We start from the raw sequence: 16,492 nt of genomic DNA on the forward strand, positions 1-16,492 counted from the left end.
TAATTTATTCATATGATTTATATCACTATTTTTCATAACCGCCGATTTGGCATGACCCGTGCTTTGATCATGTTACCGCGCTAACACCCGGGCCGCCTCTGTCAGTGAAATAACAGGCGCGCAGCATCGGTGGGGCGCACCTTTTACCGTTACTGTTTAATGAGGCGTAGCTGATGGAAATCCAAAAACCTTACCTGCTGTTCCTGGCGGACGCGCACGACCGGCTGGCGGCCAAAGTGGCCACGGGCATTCGCCACTGGCATCCGGAATACTGCGTCGGCCAGCTGCGCATGGAGGGCTGCCGGGTGGACTGCGGCCTGCCCGATCTGGATATCGCCGCCGCCCGCGCCATGGGGGCCAAAACGCTGGTGATCGGCGTGGCCAATCGCGGTGGGGTGATTGCCGATCATTGGGTCGAGGCGCTGCGCGACGCACTGGAAAACGGCATGGATCTGGCCGCCGGACTGCATAACCGCCTGTCGGACGTGCCGGTGCTGAAAGAAACGGCGGATCGTCTGGGCCGCTCGCTGTTCGACGTGCGCCATACCAACGCCGCGCTACCGGTGGGCAACGGCCGCAAACGCGTCGGCAAAAGGCTGCTGCCGGTCGGCACCGACTGCTCCTGCGGCAAAATGTATACCGCGTTGGCTATCGAGAAAGCCATGCTGGAGCAGGGTAAAAAAGCCACGTTTCGCGCCACCGGCCAGACCGGCATCCTGGTCAGCGGCGCGGGCATCAGTATCGACGCGGTGGTGGCGGACTTTATCGCCGGCGCGGTGGAAACGCTGGCGCCGGACAACGACCCGGACCATTGGGACGTTATCGAGGGGCAGGGATCGCTGTTCCACCCGTCGTTCGCCGGGGTAACCCTAGGGCTGATCCACGGCGCGCAGCCGGATGCGCTGGTGTTGTGCCATGAGCCGACGCGCACCGCCATGCGCGGCGTGGATTATCCGCTGCCGGGGCTGGCCGAATGTATGGCGCTTAACCTCCAGGCGGCGCGGCTGACCAATCCGCAGGCGCGGTTTGCCGGCATCTCCATCAACAGCGCGCTGATGTCCGGGGCGGACGCGCTGGCCTATATGGCCGAACTGGAAACATTGTACGGTTTGCCGGTGGTGGATCCGTTTCGTCAGGGCGTCGGCCGCATTATCGAGCAACTTTAACCACGCGGGATAACCCATGACCAGAATTGTCTATCTTAACGGCGAATACGTGCCGGAACAGGACGCCAGGGTGTCGATCTTCGATCGGGGATTTCTGTTCTCCGACGCGGTCTATGAAGTGACCGCGGTGTTAAACGGCAAGTTATTGGAAAACGACGGGCATATCGGCCGTCTGGTGCGATCCTGCCGGGAACTGCAGCTCACCCTACCAGTCACTCCCGGTGAGCTCGAAGCCATACAGCGGGAGCTGATTGCCCGCAATCAACTGCGGGAAGGGGCGGTGTACCTGCAGCTAAGCCGTGGTTCCACCGGCGACCGGGAGTTTGATTTCCCTCCGGCCGGTACGGCGCCAACGCTTACGCTGTTTACCCAGGCGCGGCCGGTTATCGATAACGCCAGGGCGATAAAGGGTATCCGGGTCATTACCCTGGAGGATATCCGCTGGCGCCGACGTGATATCAAGACGGTCGGGCTGCTGGCTCCCTGCCTGGCCAAGGAGTATGCCCACGCCCGGGGCGCGGACGATGCCTTCCTGGTGGAAGACGGCATGGTAACCGAAGGCAGCGCCTGCAACGCCTGGATTGTCACCGAATCCGGTACCCTGGTAACCCGGCCGCTCAGCAACGATATTTTGCATGGCATAACCCGCCGCTCGCTGCTGGAATTGGCCAAAACCCATAATATCCCCTTTGAGGAGCGCGCCTTCAGCGTCGAGGAGGCCTATAACGCCCGCGAGGCGTTTATCAGTTCCGCCACCACCTTTATCTGGCCGGTGGTTAATATCGACGGCAGGGCGGTGGGGGACGGCGAGCCCGGCCCGGTGACCCGGGCGCTGCGCGCGATATATGTGGAAATGGCGCTGCGGGCCACCGCGTGATTTTAATGTGATACATGCCCGGTTTGTTATTGAAATTAGATATTAACGTTAAAAGATAGTCTTTAATAGACGGTGTCACCGCAATGGTGCAACCACGGCGCCAGTACCGCTCGCCGCCGGCCGCGGCGCACTCATCGGGTGCGGCCCGCGCGCCTCCGGGGTTATCCGCGGGCGATGCGGAACTGTTGTCACCCGCTAACTTGCCCGCGTTTGCCATTATGGCCGGATAATTGCTTATTTTGTTAGGGTTAATACCCGCCGTCTTCATGGGTTGTACGTTTAAGCTTCAGGATTCATGGTCCACGCCTCGGGCGTCTTGCTAAAACAGTATAAAGGAACCAGATGATGTCAATGAAATTGATAAGAACTCCGCTTTCCGCCCTGCTTATCGGTTGCCTGGGCGCGGCCTTTTCCGCCCATGCCGATATTGTTATCGGCGTCGCCGGACCGTTTTCCGGACCCAATGCCACCTATGGCGATCAATACTGGCGCGGCGCGTCCCAGGCGGCCGCGGATATTAACGCCGCCGGCGGCATCAAAGGGGAAAAAATTACCCTGGTCCAGGGGGATGACGCCTGCGAACCCAAGCAGGCGGTGGCGGTGGCCAACCGCCTGGTGGACCAGGAGCACGTCAAGGCGGTGATTGGCCATTTCTGCTCTTCCTCCACCATGCCGGCGTCGGAAGTCTATGACGAGGCCGGCATTATCGCCATCACCCCCGGTTCCACCAATCCGCAGATCACCGAGCGCGGCCAGACCGCCATGTTCCGCATGTGCGGCCGCGACGACCAGCAGGGATTGATTGCCAGCAACTACATTATCGATAAGCTGAAGGCTAAAAAAGTGGCCATCATCCATGACAAAGACACCTACGGCCAGGGCCTGGCGGATGCCACCAAGTCGGAGCTGAATAAACGCGGCGTTAAAGAGGTGATGTACGAAGGCCTGTCGCGCGGTGAAAAAGACTTCAACGCCCTGGTGACCAAAATCCGCTCGCTGGATCCGGACGTGGTCTACTTCGGCGGATGCCATCCCGAGGCCGGCCCGCTGGTGCGCCAGATGCGCGAGCAGGGCGTAACCGCCAAATTCTTCTCCGGCGATTGCGTCGTCACCAGCGAACTGGTTACCGCCGCCGGCGGCCCGCAGTATACCAACGGCGTATTGATGACCTTCGGCAAGGATCCGCGCGTGATCCCCGAAGGCAAAACGGTGATTGAAAAATTCCGCGCCAACAAGTTTGAACCGGAAGGCTACACCCTTTATTCCTATGCGTCGGTACAGGCCATCGCCGCGGCGTTTAACGCCGTCGGCGGCGGCGACTCCGCCAAGGCCAGCGCCTGGCTGAAAGCCAACAGCGTGGATACGGTGATGGGCAAAAAGGCCTGGGACAGCAAAGGGGACCTGAAGGTATCCGATTATGTGGTCTATCAATGGGACGACCAGGGCAAATACCACGAAATACCGTAATTCCCCGGCAGGCTTAGGGTGACGCCTACAGGCCAATCCATGGCCCGGCTTACGGGGATGCCCACGGGCATGCGCCGTAACCGGGCAGGGAGAAATGCCATGTTTCCTCAGGTTGCAAATTTCCCGCGCGCCGTGCGGATGTCGATTAGCCGTGCGGCCGCCGGGCGGCCTGTTAAACCAGACGAGACTGCTTATTTATGGATTCTACCTTCCTGCAACAGATGTTCAACGGCCTGACGCTGGGCTCCGTCTACGGTTTAATCGCCATCGGCTACACCATGGTGTACGGCATTATCGGCATGATCAACTTCGCCCACGGCGAGGTGTATATGATCTCCGCCTATCTGTGCGCCATCGGGTTGGCGCTGCTGTCCTTTTTCGGCCTGCATTCGTTTCCGCTGCTGATCCTCGGCACCCTGGTGTTTACCATCGTGGTCACCGGCGTCTACGGCTGGGTTATCGAGCGCATCGCCTACCGGCCGCTGCGCAACTCCACCCGTCTGGCGCCGCTGATTTCCGCCATCGGCATGTCGCTTATCCTGCAAAACTATGCGCAAATCAGCCAGGGGCCGCGCCAGCAGGGTATTCCCACCATGCTGGACGGGGTGTTCCGGTTCCATATCGGCGAAAGTTTTGTCCAGCTCACCTACACCAAGGTCTTTATCCTGGCGGCTTCGCTGATCGGCATGCTGGCGCTGACCTATATTATCGGCCACACCAAACTCGGCCGCATGTGCCGGGCCACCCAGCAGGACCGCAAGATGGCCTCGATTCTCGGCATCAATACCGACCGCATCATCTCCTGGGTATTTGTTATCGGCGCCGCCATGGCGGGTTTGGCCGGGGTATTGATTACCATGAACTACGGCACCTTTGATTTTTATGCCGGTTTTATCATCGGCATCAAGGCGTTCACCGCCGCGGTGCTGGGCGGCATCGGCTCGCTGCCTGGCGCCATGCTGGGCGGCCTGATCCTGGGCGTTGCCGAGGCGCAGTTTTCCGGCATGGTAAATTCCGATTATAAAGACGTGTTTTCGTTTTCATTACTGGTGGTCATTCTTATTTTTCGCCCGCAGGGTCTGCTGGGCCGCCCGCTGGTGGCTAAGGTATAAAGGGAGAAATAATGTCGCAACCCACTGCTCCATCCTCCCCCGGGGCGCTCCCGCCGGATTCCCAATTGCCGGGGGCCTCCGCGCCAGGGCCAAAATTGCCCGGGACGCAACCCCCGCCGCCGGCCACCAGGCCGCCTTCCGGTGCTCAGCGCGCCGCGCCCGGCGCGCTGGATATCCGCCAATGCCTGCTGGATGCGGTGCTGGCCGGGCTTATCGCGCTTATCGTTTTCGGCCCGGTGGTGGGCGTGGTGCTGGACGGCTACAGTTTTAATTTCCACGCCCCGCGCCTGGCCTGGATCATACTGGCGGTGATGGTCGGGCGCTTTGCCTTCAGCCTGTTTTTGCAGACCGGTCCGGGGCTGCGCTTTGCGCAGCGTTTTAACGCCGACAGCGGCGGCGTCTATGTCCGCCCGGCCGGGTATAAAAGCCGCCTGCGCTGGATTATTCCATTGATCCTGATCCTGGCGGCGCTGTTTCCCTTTGTCGCCACCAAATACCTGCTGACCGTGGCGATCCTCGGCCTGATCTATGTGCTGCTGGGGCTGGGGCTGAATATCGTGGTCGGTCTGGCCGGGCTGCTCGACCTGGGCTACGTGGCGTTTTACGCCATCGGCGCCTACGGGCTGGCGCTGGGGTATGAATATCTCGGCCTGGGGTTCTGGTCCATGCTGCCGCTGGCGGCGATCGTGGCGGGACTGGCCGGGGCGTTATTGGGCTTTCCGGTGCTGCGCATGCACGGCGATTACCTGGCGATCGTTACCCTGGGTTTTGGCGAGATTATCCGGCTGATCTTAAACAATTGGCTGGCGTTTACCGGCGGCCCCAACGGCGTCTCGGTGCCCTCGCCGACCTTTTTCGGCCTGGAGTTCGGCCGTCGGGCCAGGGAGGGCGGGGTGCCTGTCCATGAGTTCCTGAATATTACCTATAACCCCAACCTGAAGTTTATCTTTATCTACGGCGTGCTGATTTTAGTGGTGCTGCTGGTGCTGTATATCAAGCACCGCCTGACGCGCATGCCCATCGGCCGCGCCTGGGAGGCGCTGCGCGAGGATGAAATCGCCTGCCGCGCCATGGGGCTGAACCACGTGCTGGTCAAGCTGTCGGCCTTTACCCTTGGCGCCTCCACCGCCGGCATCGCCGGGGTGTTTTTCGCCACCTACCAGGGATTTGTCAATCCTACCTCGTTTACCTTTTTTGAGTCGGCGCTGATCCTGGCCATCGTGGTGCTGGGCGGCATGGGATCCACCATCGGCGTGGTGATCGCCGCCTTTGTGCTCACCGTCGCTCCCGAGCTGCTGCGCAGCTTTGCCGAGTACCGGGTGCTATTGTTCGGCATCCTGATGGTGGCGATGATGATCTGGCGGCCGCGCGGGCTGATCCGCATCAGCCGCGCCGGTTTTGCCGCCCGCAAGGGGGTGGCGCCATGAGCGGCACTGGCAGCGAGACTATCCTGAGCGTCGAGCACCTGATGATGCATTTCGGCGGTATCAAGGCGCTGAACGATGTCAACCTGGCGGTTAAGCGCGGCTCCATTACCGCGCTGATCGGCCCCAACGGCGCCGGCAAAACCACGGTATTTAACTGCCTGACCGGGTTTTACCAGGCCACCGGCGGCAATATTATGCTCAATACCCGCGGGCGCCCCACCAATATTATCCGGGTCCTCGGGCAAAAATTCCGCGCCGCCGACTTTATCCACCCGGCCCGGCTGGGGCGGAGGATATATTATAAAATGTTCGGCGGCACCCACCTGGTCAACCGCGCCGGGCTGGCGCGCACCTTCCAGAATATCCGCCTGTTCCGCGAAATGTCGGTAGTGGAAAACCTGCTGGTGGCCCAGCATATGCAGGTCAACCGCAACCTGATCGCCGGCGTGCTCAATACCCCTGGCTACCGGCGCGCCGAGAGCCGCGCCCTGGACCGCGCCTTTTATTGGCTGGAGGTCGTGGAGCTGTTGGACTGCGCCAACCGGCTGGCGGGCGAAATGTCCTACGGACAGCAGCGGCGGCTGGAGATTGCCCGCGCCATGTGCACCGACCCGGAGGTGATTTGCCTGGACGAACCGGCGGCGGGGCTCAATCCGGTGGAAACCCGCACGTTAAGCAGAATTATCCGCCTGCTGCGCGACCGGCACGGCATCACGGTGCTATTGATTGAACATGATATGGGCATGGTAATGGAAATCTCCGATCATATCATCGTGCTCGATCATGGCGATGTGATTGCCACCGGCACCCCGCGGGCGATCCAGGCTAACGAGAGCGTGATTGCCGCCTACCTCGGCACCGACGAAGAGGAGCTGGCGCTATGATATTCCCTGGGACCTCCCCGGTATCTCCCCCTGAAAACCCGGTCAATCGCCCGTTGCTGGAGTTTCGCGCGGTGGACGTGTTCTATGGCCCGATCCAGGCGCTGCAACAGGTCTCGCTGCATGTTAGCGAAGGGGAAACGGTGGCATTGATCGGCGCCAACGGCGCGGGCAAATCCACGCTGCTGATGTCGATTTTCGGCCAGCCGCGCATCAGCGCCGGCCAGATTTTGTTTCGCGCCGAGGACATCAGCCGCAAATCCACCCATTTTATCGCCGCCAACGGCATTGCCCAGTCGCCGGAGGGGCGGCGGGTATTCCCGGATATGACGGTGGAGGAAAACCTGCTGATGGGCACTATTCCCATCGGCAATCGTTATCAAGCCGGAGACCTGCTGCGCATGTTCGATCTGTTCCCACGCCTGAAGGAGCGTCGCCACCAGCGCGCCATGACGCTCTCCGGCGGCGAGCAGCAGATGCTGGCCATTGCGCGCGCGCTGATGAGCCGGCCGAAATTATTGCTGCTTGACGAACCCAGCCTGGGACTGGCGCCGCTTATCGTCAAACAGATTTTCCAGATCCTGCGCGAGCTGGCGCAGGGCGGCATGACGATCTTTTTGGTGGAGCAAAATGCCCACCACGCGCTGAAACTCTCGGATCGGGGTTATGTGATGGTTAACGGGCAGATACGGTTAAGCGGCAGCGGCGCGGAGCTATTGGGCAACCAGGAGGTGCGCAAGGCGTATCTGGGGGGGATTTAGCCATCAACGTTGAAATAATGACCTGCCTGGGCGCAAAGGGGTTTAGCAAGGCAAAACGGTATCGGTCGGATAAAAAAGAGATGATGGGCACAAGCCCATCATCTCGTGGCGCGCCGGGTCGAAAAACTAAGCGTTATTGCCGCTCAGCCCCCATGCGACCGAACGCCGGCTTTTAATACCTTGATTTCCTTGGGTTATGATCATAATCATGATTGTATTCATCACGGCAGCCGCAATAATCATCCTCTAATTCCAAAACCCCGCCGGGCGGCACCGTGTCGATGCTGACACCCCGGGTCGCCGATGTTTCCAGCCCACCCGCCGCTCTTTGGATCTGATACCTTATTCTTCCGACGTAGCCATTCAACCCGTCGAAGTCTGCTGCTGTTAATGGAAAGCCAGTGGGCAATATTGCCGTTGCGCCATTCACAACCGTAATTGTCTTATACAATACTGGATTTTGACCAGCGGTAAAAACATCTACAAAAATAGATAACAAATCACCTGTAGCGAGGGTGACCGTGTTGGGAATTGTTATAAATATACCTGCAGCTAAAAATTCAACGTTAAACACCCACGCCGCAAGAGGCAGCCAGTCCGGCTGCGGTAACGTCGGCGGGCTGAGTTGGCTGCCCGACACTGTCGCGATTTGGCCAGGAGAGGAGACCGCGCTACCGAGATTGGTTCCTTCAGCAAAGGTTATAAAGAAGTCATGGGCTCCGTTGGAAAAGGTTTCATTCGGTTTGAACAAAGCTGATGATAAATCAACAACAAATTGTCCGTTTGGTACTTGGCTTCTGAATTTCTGGAAAGGAGTGGTTCCAGGACGCCAATAAAAACTAACCCTATCACCATCCTGGTTTCCGCCTAAACTATCGTTATCGGGAAAAAACACTAATGCCGCCGGTCCCGCTGCAATTTGACCCGCGTTGATTGTGTAATTATCGGTGCCCGTAATTGGAGTTGCATTTATCAACTGTATCGGTGGGAAACGGATGGCTACGGGCGCCGGAGCGACAGAGGCGCTGTCTCCAGGAATGTCGGCGGTAAAAAAAATGGGTTTATAGTCAGGAATCAGCGGATAAATAATATGGGGATAGGTTACTTCGGTTTCCGCCACGCCCGCTTCATTGGTTTTTACCGCATTATGCTTGATTTTAGCATGGGGATTATCGCAGCTGAACTTTACCGTTACGCAAGGTACCGGCACCCCGGTTGCGCAGTCCGTAACTACGGCGGTTAATATGGAAGTGTCATCTTTTGGTGTTTCATCATAATCTTGCGGCCTTTCACAGGGATCGCGCGGCCCTTCACAAGGATCGCAAGGGTTATGGTATTTCGCCTTGGGAGAACTTATGACGGTGATGATATTATGTTTTTGCATAATAAACCCTCTGAAGATAGGAAAAAACAGGAATTTTTCTTGCAATCATATTGTTTATTTAATTGAGTTTTTTATCAATTGTCTTATTTGCCATGTTGTCTATCAAATTAAAACATTAATTACAATTTCGATATTTACCTAGTGCCAAGATTTAAATAACATCATCCTATAGCTTTGATATCATACAATCTTGCCTTGCATTAACTCTTTTTACCTTGAGCGTGGAGTTGTGTCAATTATCGTTCTAGTTAACCAAGACCGATGTATAACCTCTTCGCGATCATTTAAGATCGTATAATAAAAATCTCCATTCACCCCATCGTAACCCTGTAAGTCTTTTAACGGAATTTTTACCTGGATACCATGTTGATGGTCCACCTTTCCCTGCTCTAATAAGATATGATTAAGCAGAGTACCGTCAAAGGTCGCCGTATCCAGATATACTTGATAATAATCCTCACTGGAAATTTCGGGCTGATCGTCCGGGATGGCGATCGTTATGCCCGCTATGGCCGCCGGCAGGTTGATCACGCCATACAGGCAGTCCGGCAATAGCGTGGGGGCTAATAATGTTGGCTTGTGCATCTTATTCAGGCTGACTTTGATATCGACCGGCTGGGAAAATACCTTATTTGCGGCATTATCCATGACTTTATAATAAACCCGGTAACTACCGTTGGTTAAAGAACCCTGGTTGCCGAATAGCTGTTGAATATCCACTACCCAGGGGAAGTTGACGCCGTTATAAGCTCGCTCTACGCTTTTACTGCCCCAGAACAACTGATAAACATATCCCGGGATGCTTTCAGCCAAAGGCAAAATAATAGCCTGCACACCCGCCGCCGCGCTGTGTTCATCAATAATATTGCCATTGACCAGATTGGTGATATATATTGGAAATAATTCTTTATTATAGAAAAACAGATCCAATGCGGCGCAGTCGCCCGCAATGTTGGCCGTTACCGGGATTAGGGCATTATGCGCAAATTTGCCACCAGGTAAATCATCAAATTCGATGGTGGTTTTCGCCTGGCCCAAACGATCGGTTCTGGCGGAGCGTTTAATGGGTTCGTCATGGGATAAGCCTATAGAAAATGTTACAGGTAAATTAGGTACCGGTTCATCCGTGGAACTGTCCCACACCCTGGCCGTCAACGTCGGCGGCTTGAGCGCGCCCTCCCACGGCTGGAATTGTGGGGTGGCGGTAATGGAAATATGATTAGGCATGTTAACTCCCTTGGTGGATTTAGGGCCTGGCTATATTTTTATCCATGGAATTACCTTAAAACATGTACCGAGGGATGCAATGCCTATTTTTAGGTGGAATTATTCAAAAAAAGAAATTTGCAGCAGGAGCAGTATTGTCTTTTGCCCATTAAGCCATTGTTCGTAGATGGATACTTCGCAGTTGCGCTCATATTATTGCTTTTTTTTTGCTGTCGGTTATTAGCATCGCCTGGATAACCACGTAAAAACGAACCCCACGAAATGGGGTTCGTTTGCTATCACAGGATGTATTATAACGTGGTCAATAGAATCTAAGCCTATCTGCGGGGTCGGGCGGAATATTACTAAGATTCCCATTGCCCTCATTGACGTTTAGCAAGGTGACGATAAAGTATACGTTCTCTCCCGGTCCGGCGCTGGTTGACGAGAGATTCGCAGTTCCTGCAGGAGTGGTTATAAGATTGCCGGGTGAAACGGCAGCGGTAAATGGGCTCAGGGGAGAGGTGGGGTCTGTCGTAGTCGTTTGCATCATCTGAACGTTTATCTGCGTGTCACCGATAGGCGTGCGTCTTACCTTTGAAAGAATGGTTACGGTTCCACTTACCACAGCCCCGGAACCGTACGCCGCCGCGGGAACGATTATAGCCACATCTATGTCGGGTATGGTAAACCTACTGTCCGTATTGGTCATTGAATCCCCGTCCACCGCGGTGGCCCGAATGGTAAGGGTTTCCGCCAGGGTATAGGTATAGCGGATGGTGATATTGCCGTTGGCATCGGTCCTGGCGCCCGCCGGGCTGGTTACCCTGAAGGTTCCGGCGGCGCCAACCGCCTCCAGGTTGACCTCGACATTACCGGCAGCGGCTCCCGCCGCATTCACCACGTGGACCACCGCCTCGTTTTCTTCTTCGCCATTGGCGGTGGCGTCATTTAACGGCACCGCGATGCTGTTTATAAAGATATTCGTGGTAAAGGTCACGTTTACCGCGTCAGTGCTGCCGTTGTCCAGTCTGGCGGTAACCAGGCTGGGGCCGACGGTGTCGCTGATGAGGTTAAGCGTCGCCACGCCCGCGCCGTTGGTCGGCAGCGTAACCGTCGCCGGGCTGGCATTATTGGTGGTGGTGAAGGTGACCTCCATGCCCGGCAACAGCTGGTTAGCCGCGTTGCGTACCTCCACCATGACCGTATTGGCGGTGCCGCCGTCGGCCGGCGAATTATCCGTGGTGGCCTGGATAAGGACAATGCGCGCCGTGGTGGTGTCCAGCGTAAAGGTGGTGTCCACCGTTTTGGTGCTGCCGTTTAGCCTTAGCGTGGCGATAACGGGGCTGAGGCCTGGAACCATATTGGTCAGGGTAACGGCGGCATGCCCCTGGTCATCGGTTAAGCCGCCGTTCACCGGCGCGAAGACCGCCGTGCCGCCCGGGGGATTGGTGAAATCGACGGTTTGGTTAACCAGCGGATTGCCGAAGGCGTCGGTGACGGTCGCCACCACCCGGATGCTGTCGTTGCCGTTGGCGATAACACTCGTTGGCCCGTCAATATTCAACAGCGTGATGCTCGCGGTGGCCGGATCGGCGTGGAACACGGGGTCGACGAATTGGGTGCTGCGGTTATCCAGCGTGGCGGTTACCCTTATGGGGCCGGCCTTGGTGCTTTTCAGGGTGGCGGTGGCAAAGCCGTTTTCATCGGTAATATCGTTAACCGTTACCAGGGCGGCGCCGCTGGCCACGGTAAAGGTTACCTTTTGCCCGGGGATGGCATTGCCATTGGCGTCGGTGACCCTGGCGCGCACCTCGTTGGTGGCGGAGTCGTTAGCGAGGGCATCGTTATGGATGATTTCCAGGTTGCCGGCGGCAATGCGCGCGGAGTCGGTATCCGGGATAAAGGTGACGTCTTTCTGCCGGCTGCTATGGTTGCTGGCAAGCTCGGCGGTCACGGTGCTGGGGCCCGCCTTGAGACTTGTCAGGGTGGCGCTGGCGACGCCGTCCGGGCCGGTGGTGCCGATGACCGTGGTGACGACCGCATCGTTGGTGGCGGTAAAGATCACCTGCTGGCCGGCAAGGCGGTTGCCGTGCGCGTCGGTCACTATGGCTTCCACCTTATTGGTGGAACTGCCGTTGGCAAAGGCCCGGTCTTCAACGACTATCAGGTTGCCCTCGGCAACTTGGGCGGTGGCGCTGTCGGCGATAAAGGTGGCGTCCACCGTGCGGCTGTTGCCGTTCAGGGTGGCGGTGACCACGCTGGTGCCGGCGGTAAGGCTGGTCAGGGTGGCGGTGGCCAGCCCGTCGGCGCCGGTGGTGCCGATAACCGTGGTAATGACGGCGTTATTGGAAGCGCTGAAGGTGACGGTTTGTCCGGCCACCGGGTTGCCGCTGGCGTCGGTGACCAGGGCCGATACATTGATGACGTCAATATTATTGGCCCGGGCGGGGCTGTTTTCCAGCCGCAGGTTGGCGGCGGTTAACTGCGCCGCCGCCGGCTGGACTTCGATACGGGTGGTGGCGCGGTTGGACGAGTTGTTCCTGATATCAAAGGCGATGGCGCTGATTTCATAAATATTGGCGTCGCCGCCGTTCATTTTATAGGGCGGGAAGGTAATTGCCAGGACATTCTGCCCCACCTGGCTGACGGAACCGCCCGCCGCGGCCAGCGCGGCGGTGTCCCACTCTATGCGGTCCAGGCCGTATTTGGTGGTGACCTGGGCGGTAATGGCGCCGTTATCGCCGGCATGGCCGATAAGCAGCTCGGGCAGCCGGAGCCTGATGACCTGCTGTTTCTGGTACTCAAGCACGATATCGTTGTTGCGATCGACCAGATCGTAGCGGGTGCCGGCCAGGGTACGCGTCGCCGCCACCGCCGCCGGGTCGATTTGCGACTGCCAGGAGTCACCCAGCCGGTAGTTCAGCTGCAGGTTAATGGTGGTGTCGCTGACGCTGCCTTTGCCCTGGCGGAAATCGGCGCCGATGGTCACCAGGTTGACCGGGGTATAGTTGATGCCCATGGTGACCGCGTAGGGATCTTTCTGCAGGTTGTCCTTGCCGAACAGCGCCACCTGGTCGCCGCGGTACTGTTCATACACCAGCCTGCCGCCCAACTGCGGATAGGCGGGCAGGTAGGCTTCGGCCCTGAGATCATAACCGTTGGCCGGGCGTTCATTATAATCATCGAAATCCCGCGACTGATGCCAGTCGCTGAGCCGGAAATAATTATTGGCCGAGAGCTTCAGGTAATCGCGCCACGCCTCCAATCCCATGCCCATACGGCGGTTATCGCCCGTCAGGTCATAATCATAAAAGGCGTTCATGCCGAGCATCCAGTCGCTTTGCCAGGTCCTGACCCCGAGGCCGAAATTCAGGGTATTGCGGCTGTCTTTATTGCGCGCGCCAAGCTGGGTAAACAGCATCTCTTTCGGCCGATCGTAGAGCGGGACCAGCAGATCCAGCGCGCTGCCGTCGAGATGAAAATCGTCGTTTACATTGAGCTGCAGGCGCGCGGTGCCAAACCGGCTCAGCCATTGACTGGCGGCGTCGTTAACCTTGCCGTTGATGGCGGAGCGCGCCATGCCGGTGGCGGAACCGCCGTTTTGCGCGGACGTTTGCGGGGCGCCGAAGGCCGACATATCATCGGCCAGCGACGCGCTGCGATCGCGCTGCCAGAACAGCCCGGGATCACCTTTAGCGCCCGGCCGGGTTGTCGCCGGCGCAGCCGGTTGCGCAGGATTTTTTGCCTGCGGCCCGGGCGTGACGAGCGGGATGTCAATCTCATCGCCTACCGACAGATTGGCAAACGGCCTGGAGAATGTGCGGAACTGATTGAGCTGTTGCAGCTTTTCGGGAGAGATTTTTAACCTTTGCGCAACGGAAGAAACGCTTTCCCCCGGGCCCAGTACATAAGGCTCGGTGGCAATTACGACGGGTTGACCGGTCGTTGCCGCCATCACCATCGGCGTAAAGGCGATGCTTAATGGAAGAAACAATTGACAAATAATAGTGAGCCACGCCACTAGGTAAAAAGGTTTTTTGGGTAAAATATCGGGCTTGCCGTGCCTTGGCAGACATAAAGTTTTGCTATATTGAGACGCTTTTGTCCAACCCGCTATCAAGCGTGAAGTTAACAGTCCTGACATTGTATTAATCCTGGTGACGATGATAAAAGTAGTTATTGCAATATCGAAAGCAAAAACTGATTAAAAATAGTAGCCGGCATTAAATGTCCGGCGAGTATTACGTGATCTGATTCACATATAAACTCAGTTATACTCATTACGTTAAGCCGCATTACTTAAGTTATTTTTGTTGAATACGCCACGACATGATTATGTTGAAGTCGTGAGGCAACGCTTATTGAATGATTAGTCCGTCGTAGACAGATTTCCCCAGTGCTGGCTGTAATAAAAAATACAATAAAATAAAGTGCTTTATCAATGCGTTGTATGCCTCCATCCTTTCCCCTTCGTGCAGGGTATGTAAAGCCGCTTCTGTAAAAAACAGATATAGATCAATCGATAAAAGGTTTGCTCCTGCATCCCGGGTGATGGTGGCCAGGATAAACGATAATATTAGAATGTACGCGGATTTAGTCGCTATTTTTCCCATGGCTAGCTTGCCACTATACTTTATAGCCTAAGAGTTTACTTTATTTTATACCACTACCTGATCACTTTTTAGCCTATAAATAAATGAACAATGGTACCCAGTTCACAATTAAAACCGAGTCATCGATGAGATGGTTTGACATTACTATAGGCGATGAAAATTTTCAATAGAGTTGATAAAAAGGCTTCGTTAATATTTCTTAACTGTATTATATATAAGTTATTTTTATTATTATCTGGTGAAAAAAGATGATTTTGTTTTTGTAATATAATTAAGGAGAGGGAAATATAGAATGATCATTTAAAAGAAGACGTCGGGAGGAAAAACCGCATTGATATTATGTAAGGTTGCAATATTGCCTGCCGCGCGAGCCGCCTTAATGCCGTAATGACGGGTGGATAAGGCTGGGGAATAAGAGGTGATAGCGGCCGTGTTCCTGCACAGAACATGGCATCACCCATTTCCTTGCCTGCGGATTATCAATCAATAACGTCTGCGGCAACGAAGGTATGAGAAACTTACTCATACCTTCATACCTTTTATCAAGCCTCTCAATTAAAAGTGACGTACATATGGTTTTCAGCGTTGCCCAAGGCAAAGATGGCGTCCACTCGAGCCGTCTGCGGCGTCTCGCTTCTGATATTCACCGTAACCTGCCCGGCGTTATCGGTGACTTGATATCCCGGGCTGATTGACGCGGTGGATGATGAAAAAGCCATAAGCTGGCCTGGCACAGTCGCGCCAGCGGCGGTTCTAAGCGTATACCGTATTTGGTGAGTGCCGGGGGCCGTGACGTTTCCAGTCAACATCTGCGCGGAGATGGTATGCGTGAGGGCCACGGAAAACGTAATTACAGTATAATTATTAACCGCCGACTGGCCGTCTAATACGGCCGAGATTTCAACTTGTTCATCCCTATAATTGCTTATCAGGAGTAGAATTTGCCCATTAGGATCTGTCGTTCTATCCAGGTCAAAGACGGCCGTACTACTGCTTGAATTAAACAGCAGCCGGCGGAATGGGACAGCTTGATTAATTGCTTCATCCCAAAGAGTATACAGAATGGCATTTTGGTCGATGGTATTTCCCTGCGCGTTATCGCGTTGCACCTGTGCGATGATAATCAAACCTGTGGCATTAATCGAATTACTAAAGGTGGAATAGCTTAGCGCCGATAGGTTTTCAAATTGTACGCTGACGGTTACCGTTTCCTGCCGGGAGTCGGTGAAATACACCGTCGCCTGGCCACAATCGTCGGTAGCCGCGCTACACTGGCCATTGCCATCGCTAAATACTGCACAGCCTGAAAGACAAAAGGTCACGTTATATCCGCACAACGGTGCTCCCTGGGCCGAGAGAGTTGCCACGGCATAATTGGCATCCCGCCCATCAGCCTGGGCGGAAGGCGATGAGGCCAAGATAAGGGAATACCCCTTATCATGATTATCAGAAGGGAAAAATTGGTCTTGCATAAGGCACCTCCGGCCGGTGAGCCGTTTGTTATTAATATGACGAAGATAATAATATGACCTGCCATGCTCTGGTATTTCTGAACTCTGCCCATCAAATCTGGTTTCAGGTTATTTCCGACCTGC

At 55.8% G+C, this 16,492-nt stretch carries 11 protein-coding genes; 7 read left to right on the forward strand and 4 right to left on the reverse strand.

Features of this window, described 5'->3' with window-relative positions; genetic code table 11:
- Positions 1 to 173 precede the first annotated feature (173 nt).
- The 7 genes from dgcN (at position 174) to GRH90_RS13075 (ending at position 7,691) form a co-directional block, all read left to right on the forward strand.
- On the forward strand, positions 174 to 1,166 hold the full coding sequence (gene dgcN, locus GRH90_RS13045) for an N-acetyltransferase DgcN (protein ID WP_162366386.1): 993 nt from the start codon (positions 174 to 176) through the stop codon (positions 1,164 to 1,166).
- A gap of 16 nt (positions 1,167 to 1,182) precedes the next feature.
- Positions 1,183 to 2,043 carry a D-amino-acid transaminase gene (locus GRH90_RS13050; RefSeq protein WP_162366387.1) on the forward strand — a complete coding sequence of 287 codons (861 nt, stop codon included), beginning with the start codon at positions 1,183 to 1,185 and terminating at the stop codon, positions 2,041 to 2,043.
- A 345-nt stretch (positions 2,044 to 2,388) separates the two neighbouring features.
- Positions 2,389 to 3,510, forward strand: coding sequence for an ABC transporter substrate-binding protein (locus tag GRH90_RS13055; protein ID WP_162366438.1), 1,122 nt, complete (start codon positions 2,389 to 2,391; stop codon positions 3,508 to 3,510).
- 197 nt (positions 3,511 to 3,707) lie between these two features.
- Positions 3,708 to 4,622, forward strand: coding sequence for an ABC transporter permease subunit (locus tag GRH90_RS13060; RefSeq protein ID WP_162366388.1), 915 nt, complete (start codon positions 3,708 to 3,710; stop codon positions 4,620 to 4,622).
- 11 nt (positions 4,623 to 4,633) lie between these two features.
- Positions 4,634 to 6,049: a high-affinity branched-chain amino acid ABC transporter permease LivM gene (livM, locus tag GRH90_RS13065; protein WP_162366389.1), complete on the forward strand. Its 1,416-nt coding sequence runs from the start codon at positions 4,634 to 4,636 to the stop codon at positions 6,047 to 6,049.
- Entirely contained in the window at positions 6,046 to 6,933 is an 888-nt protein-coding gene (locus tag GRH90_RS13070; RefSeq protein WP_162366390.1) for an ABC transporter ATP-binding protein, read from the forward strand. Before livM ends, GRH90_RS13070 begins: the two co-directional genes overlap by 4 nt.
- A complete protein-coding gene (locus tag GRH90_RS13075) occupies positions 6,930 to 7,691 on the forward strand; it encodes an ABC transporter ATP-binding protein (protein WP_162366391.1) in 762 nt (253 codons plus the stop codon). The genes GRH90_RS13070 and GRH90_RS13075 overlap by 4 nt, the downstream gene beginning before the upstream one ends.
- A gap of 172 nt (positions 7,692 to 7,863) precedes the next feature.
- On the opposite strand, the gene GRH90_RS13080 is transcribed toward GRH90_RS13075, so the two are convergent.
- From GRH90_RS13080 to GRH90_RS13095, 4 genes are all read right to left on the reverse strand, one after another.
- On the reverse strand, positions 7,864 to 9,075 hold the full coding sequence (locus GRH90_RS13080; protein WP_162366392.1) for an Ig-like domain-containing protein: 1,212 nt from the start codon (positions 9,073 to 9,075) through the stop codon (positions 7,864 to 7,866).
- A 210-nt stretch (positions 9,076 to 9,285) separates the two neighbouring features.
- On the reverse strand, positions 9,286 to 10,302 hold the full coding sequence (locus GRH90_RS13085; RefSeq protein WP_162366393.1) for an Ig-like domain-containing protein: 1,017 nt from the start codon (positions 10,300 to 10,302) through the stop codon (positions 9,286 to 9,288).
- A gap of 301 nt (positions 10,303 to 10,603) precedes the next feature.
- Entirely contained in the window at positions 10,604 to 14,278 is a 3,675-nt protein-coding gene (locus tag GRH90_RS13090; RefSeq protein ID WP_162366394.1) for an Ig-like domain-containing protein, read from the reverse strand.
- Between the two features lie 1,170 nt (positions 14,279 to 15,448).
- Positions 15,449 to 16,369, reverse strand: a complete 921-nt coding sequence (locus GRH90_RS13095; RefSeq protein WP_162366395.1) for an Ig-like domain-containing protein — start codon at positions 16,367 to 16,369, stop codon at positions 15,449 to 15,451.
- Positions 16,370 to 16,492: the final 123 nt, after the last annotated feature.

Origin of the sequence: Acerihabitans arboris (assembly GCF_010131535.1) — a bacterium.
GTDB classification, from domain to species: Bacteria; Pseudomonadota; Gammaproteobacteria; order Enterobacterales; family Enterobacteriaceae; genus Acerihabitans; species Acerihabitans arboris.

Coding starts and splice junctions, on each gene's coding strand:
- dgcN (WP_162366386.1), top strand. CDS start 174: ATGGAAATCCAAAAACCTTACCTGCTGTTCCTGGCGGACGCGCACGAC.
- GRH90_RS13075 (WP_162366391.1), top strand. CDS start 6,930: ATGATATTCCCTGGGACCTCCCCGGTATCTCCCCCTGAAAACCCGGTC.
- GRH90_RS13060 (WP_162366388.1), top strand. CDS start 3,708: ATGGATTCTACCTTCCTGCAACAGATGTTCAACGGCCTGACGCTGGGC.
- GRH90_RS13095 (WP_162366395.1), bottom strand. CDS start 16,369: ATGCAAGACCAATTTTTCCCTTCTGATAATCATGATAAGGGGTATTCC.
- GRH90_RS13085 (WP_162366393.1), bottom strand. CDS start 10,302: ATGCCTAATCATATTTCCATTACCGCCACCCCACAATTCCAGCCGTGG.
- GRH90_RS13070 (WP_162366390.1), top strand. CDS start 6,046: ATGAGCGGCACTGGCAGCGAGACTATCCTGAGCGTCGAGCACCTGATG.
- GRH90_RS13050 (WP_162366387.1), top strand. CDS start 1,183: ATGACCAGAATTGTCTATCTTAACGGCGAATACGTGCCGGAACAGGAC.
- GRH90_RS13055 (WP_162366438.1), top strand. CDS start 2,389: ATGTCAATGAAATTGATAAGAACTCCGCTTTCCGCCCTGCTTATCGGT.
- livM (WP_162366389.1), top strand. CDS start 4,634: ATGTCGCAACCCACTGCTCCATCCTCCCCCGGGGCGCTCCCGCCGGAT.
- GRH90_RS13080 (WP_162366392.1), bottom strand. CDS start 9,075: ATGCAAAAACATAATATCATCACCGTCATAAGTTCTCCCAAGGCGAAA.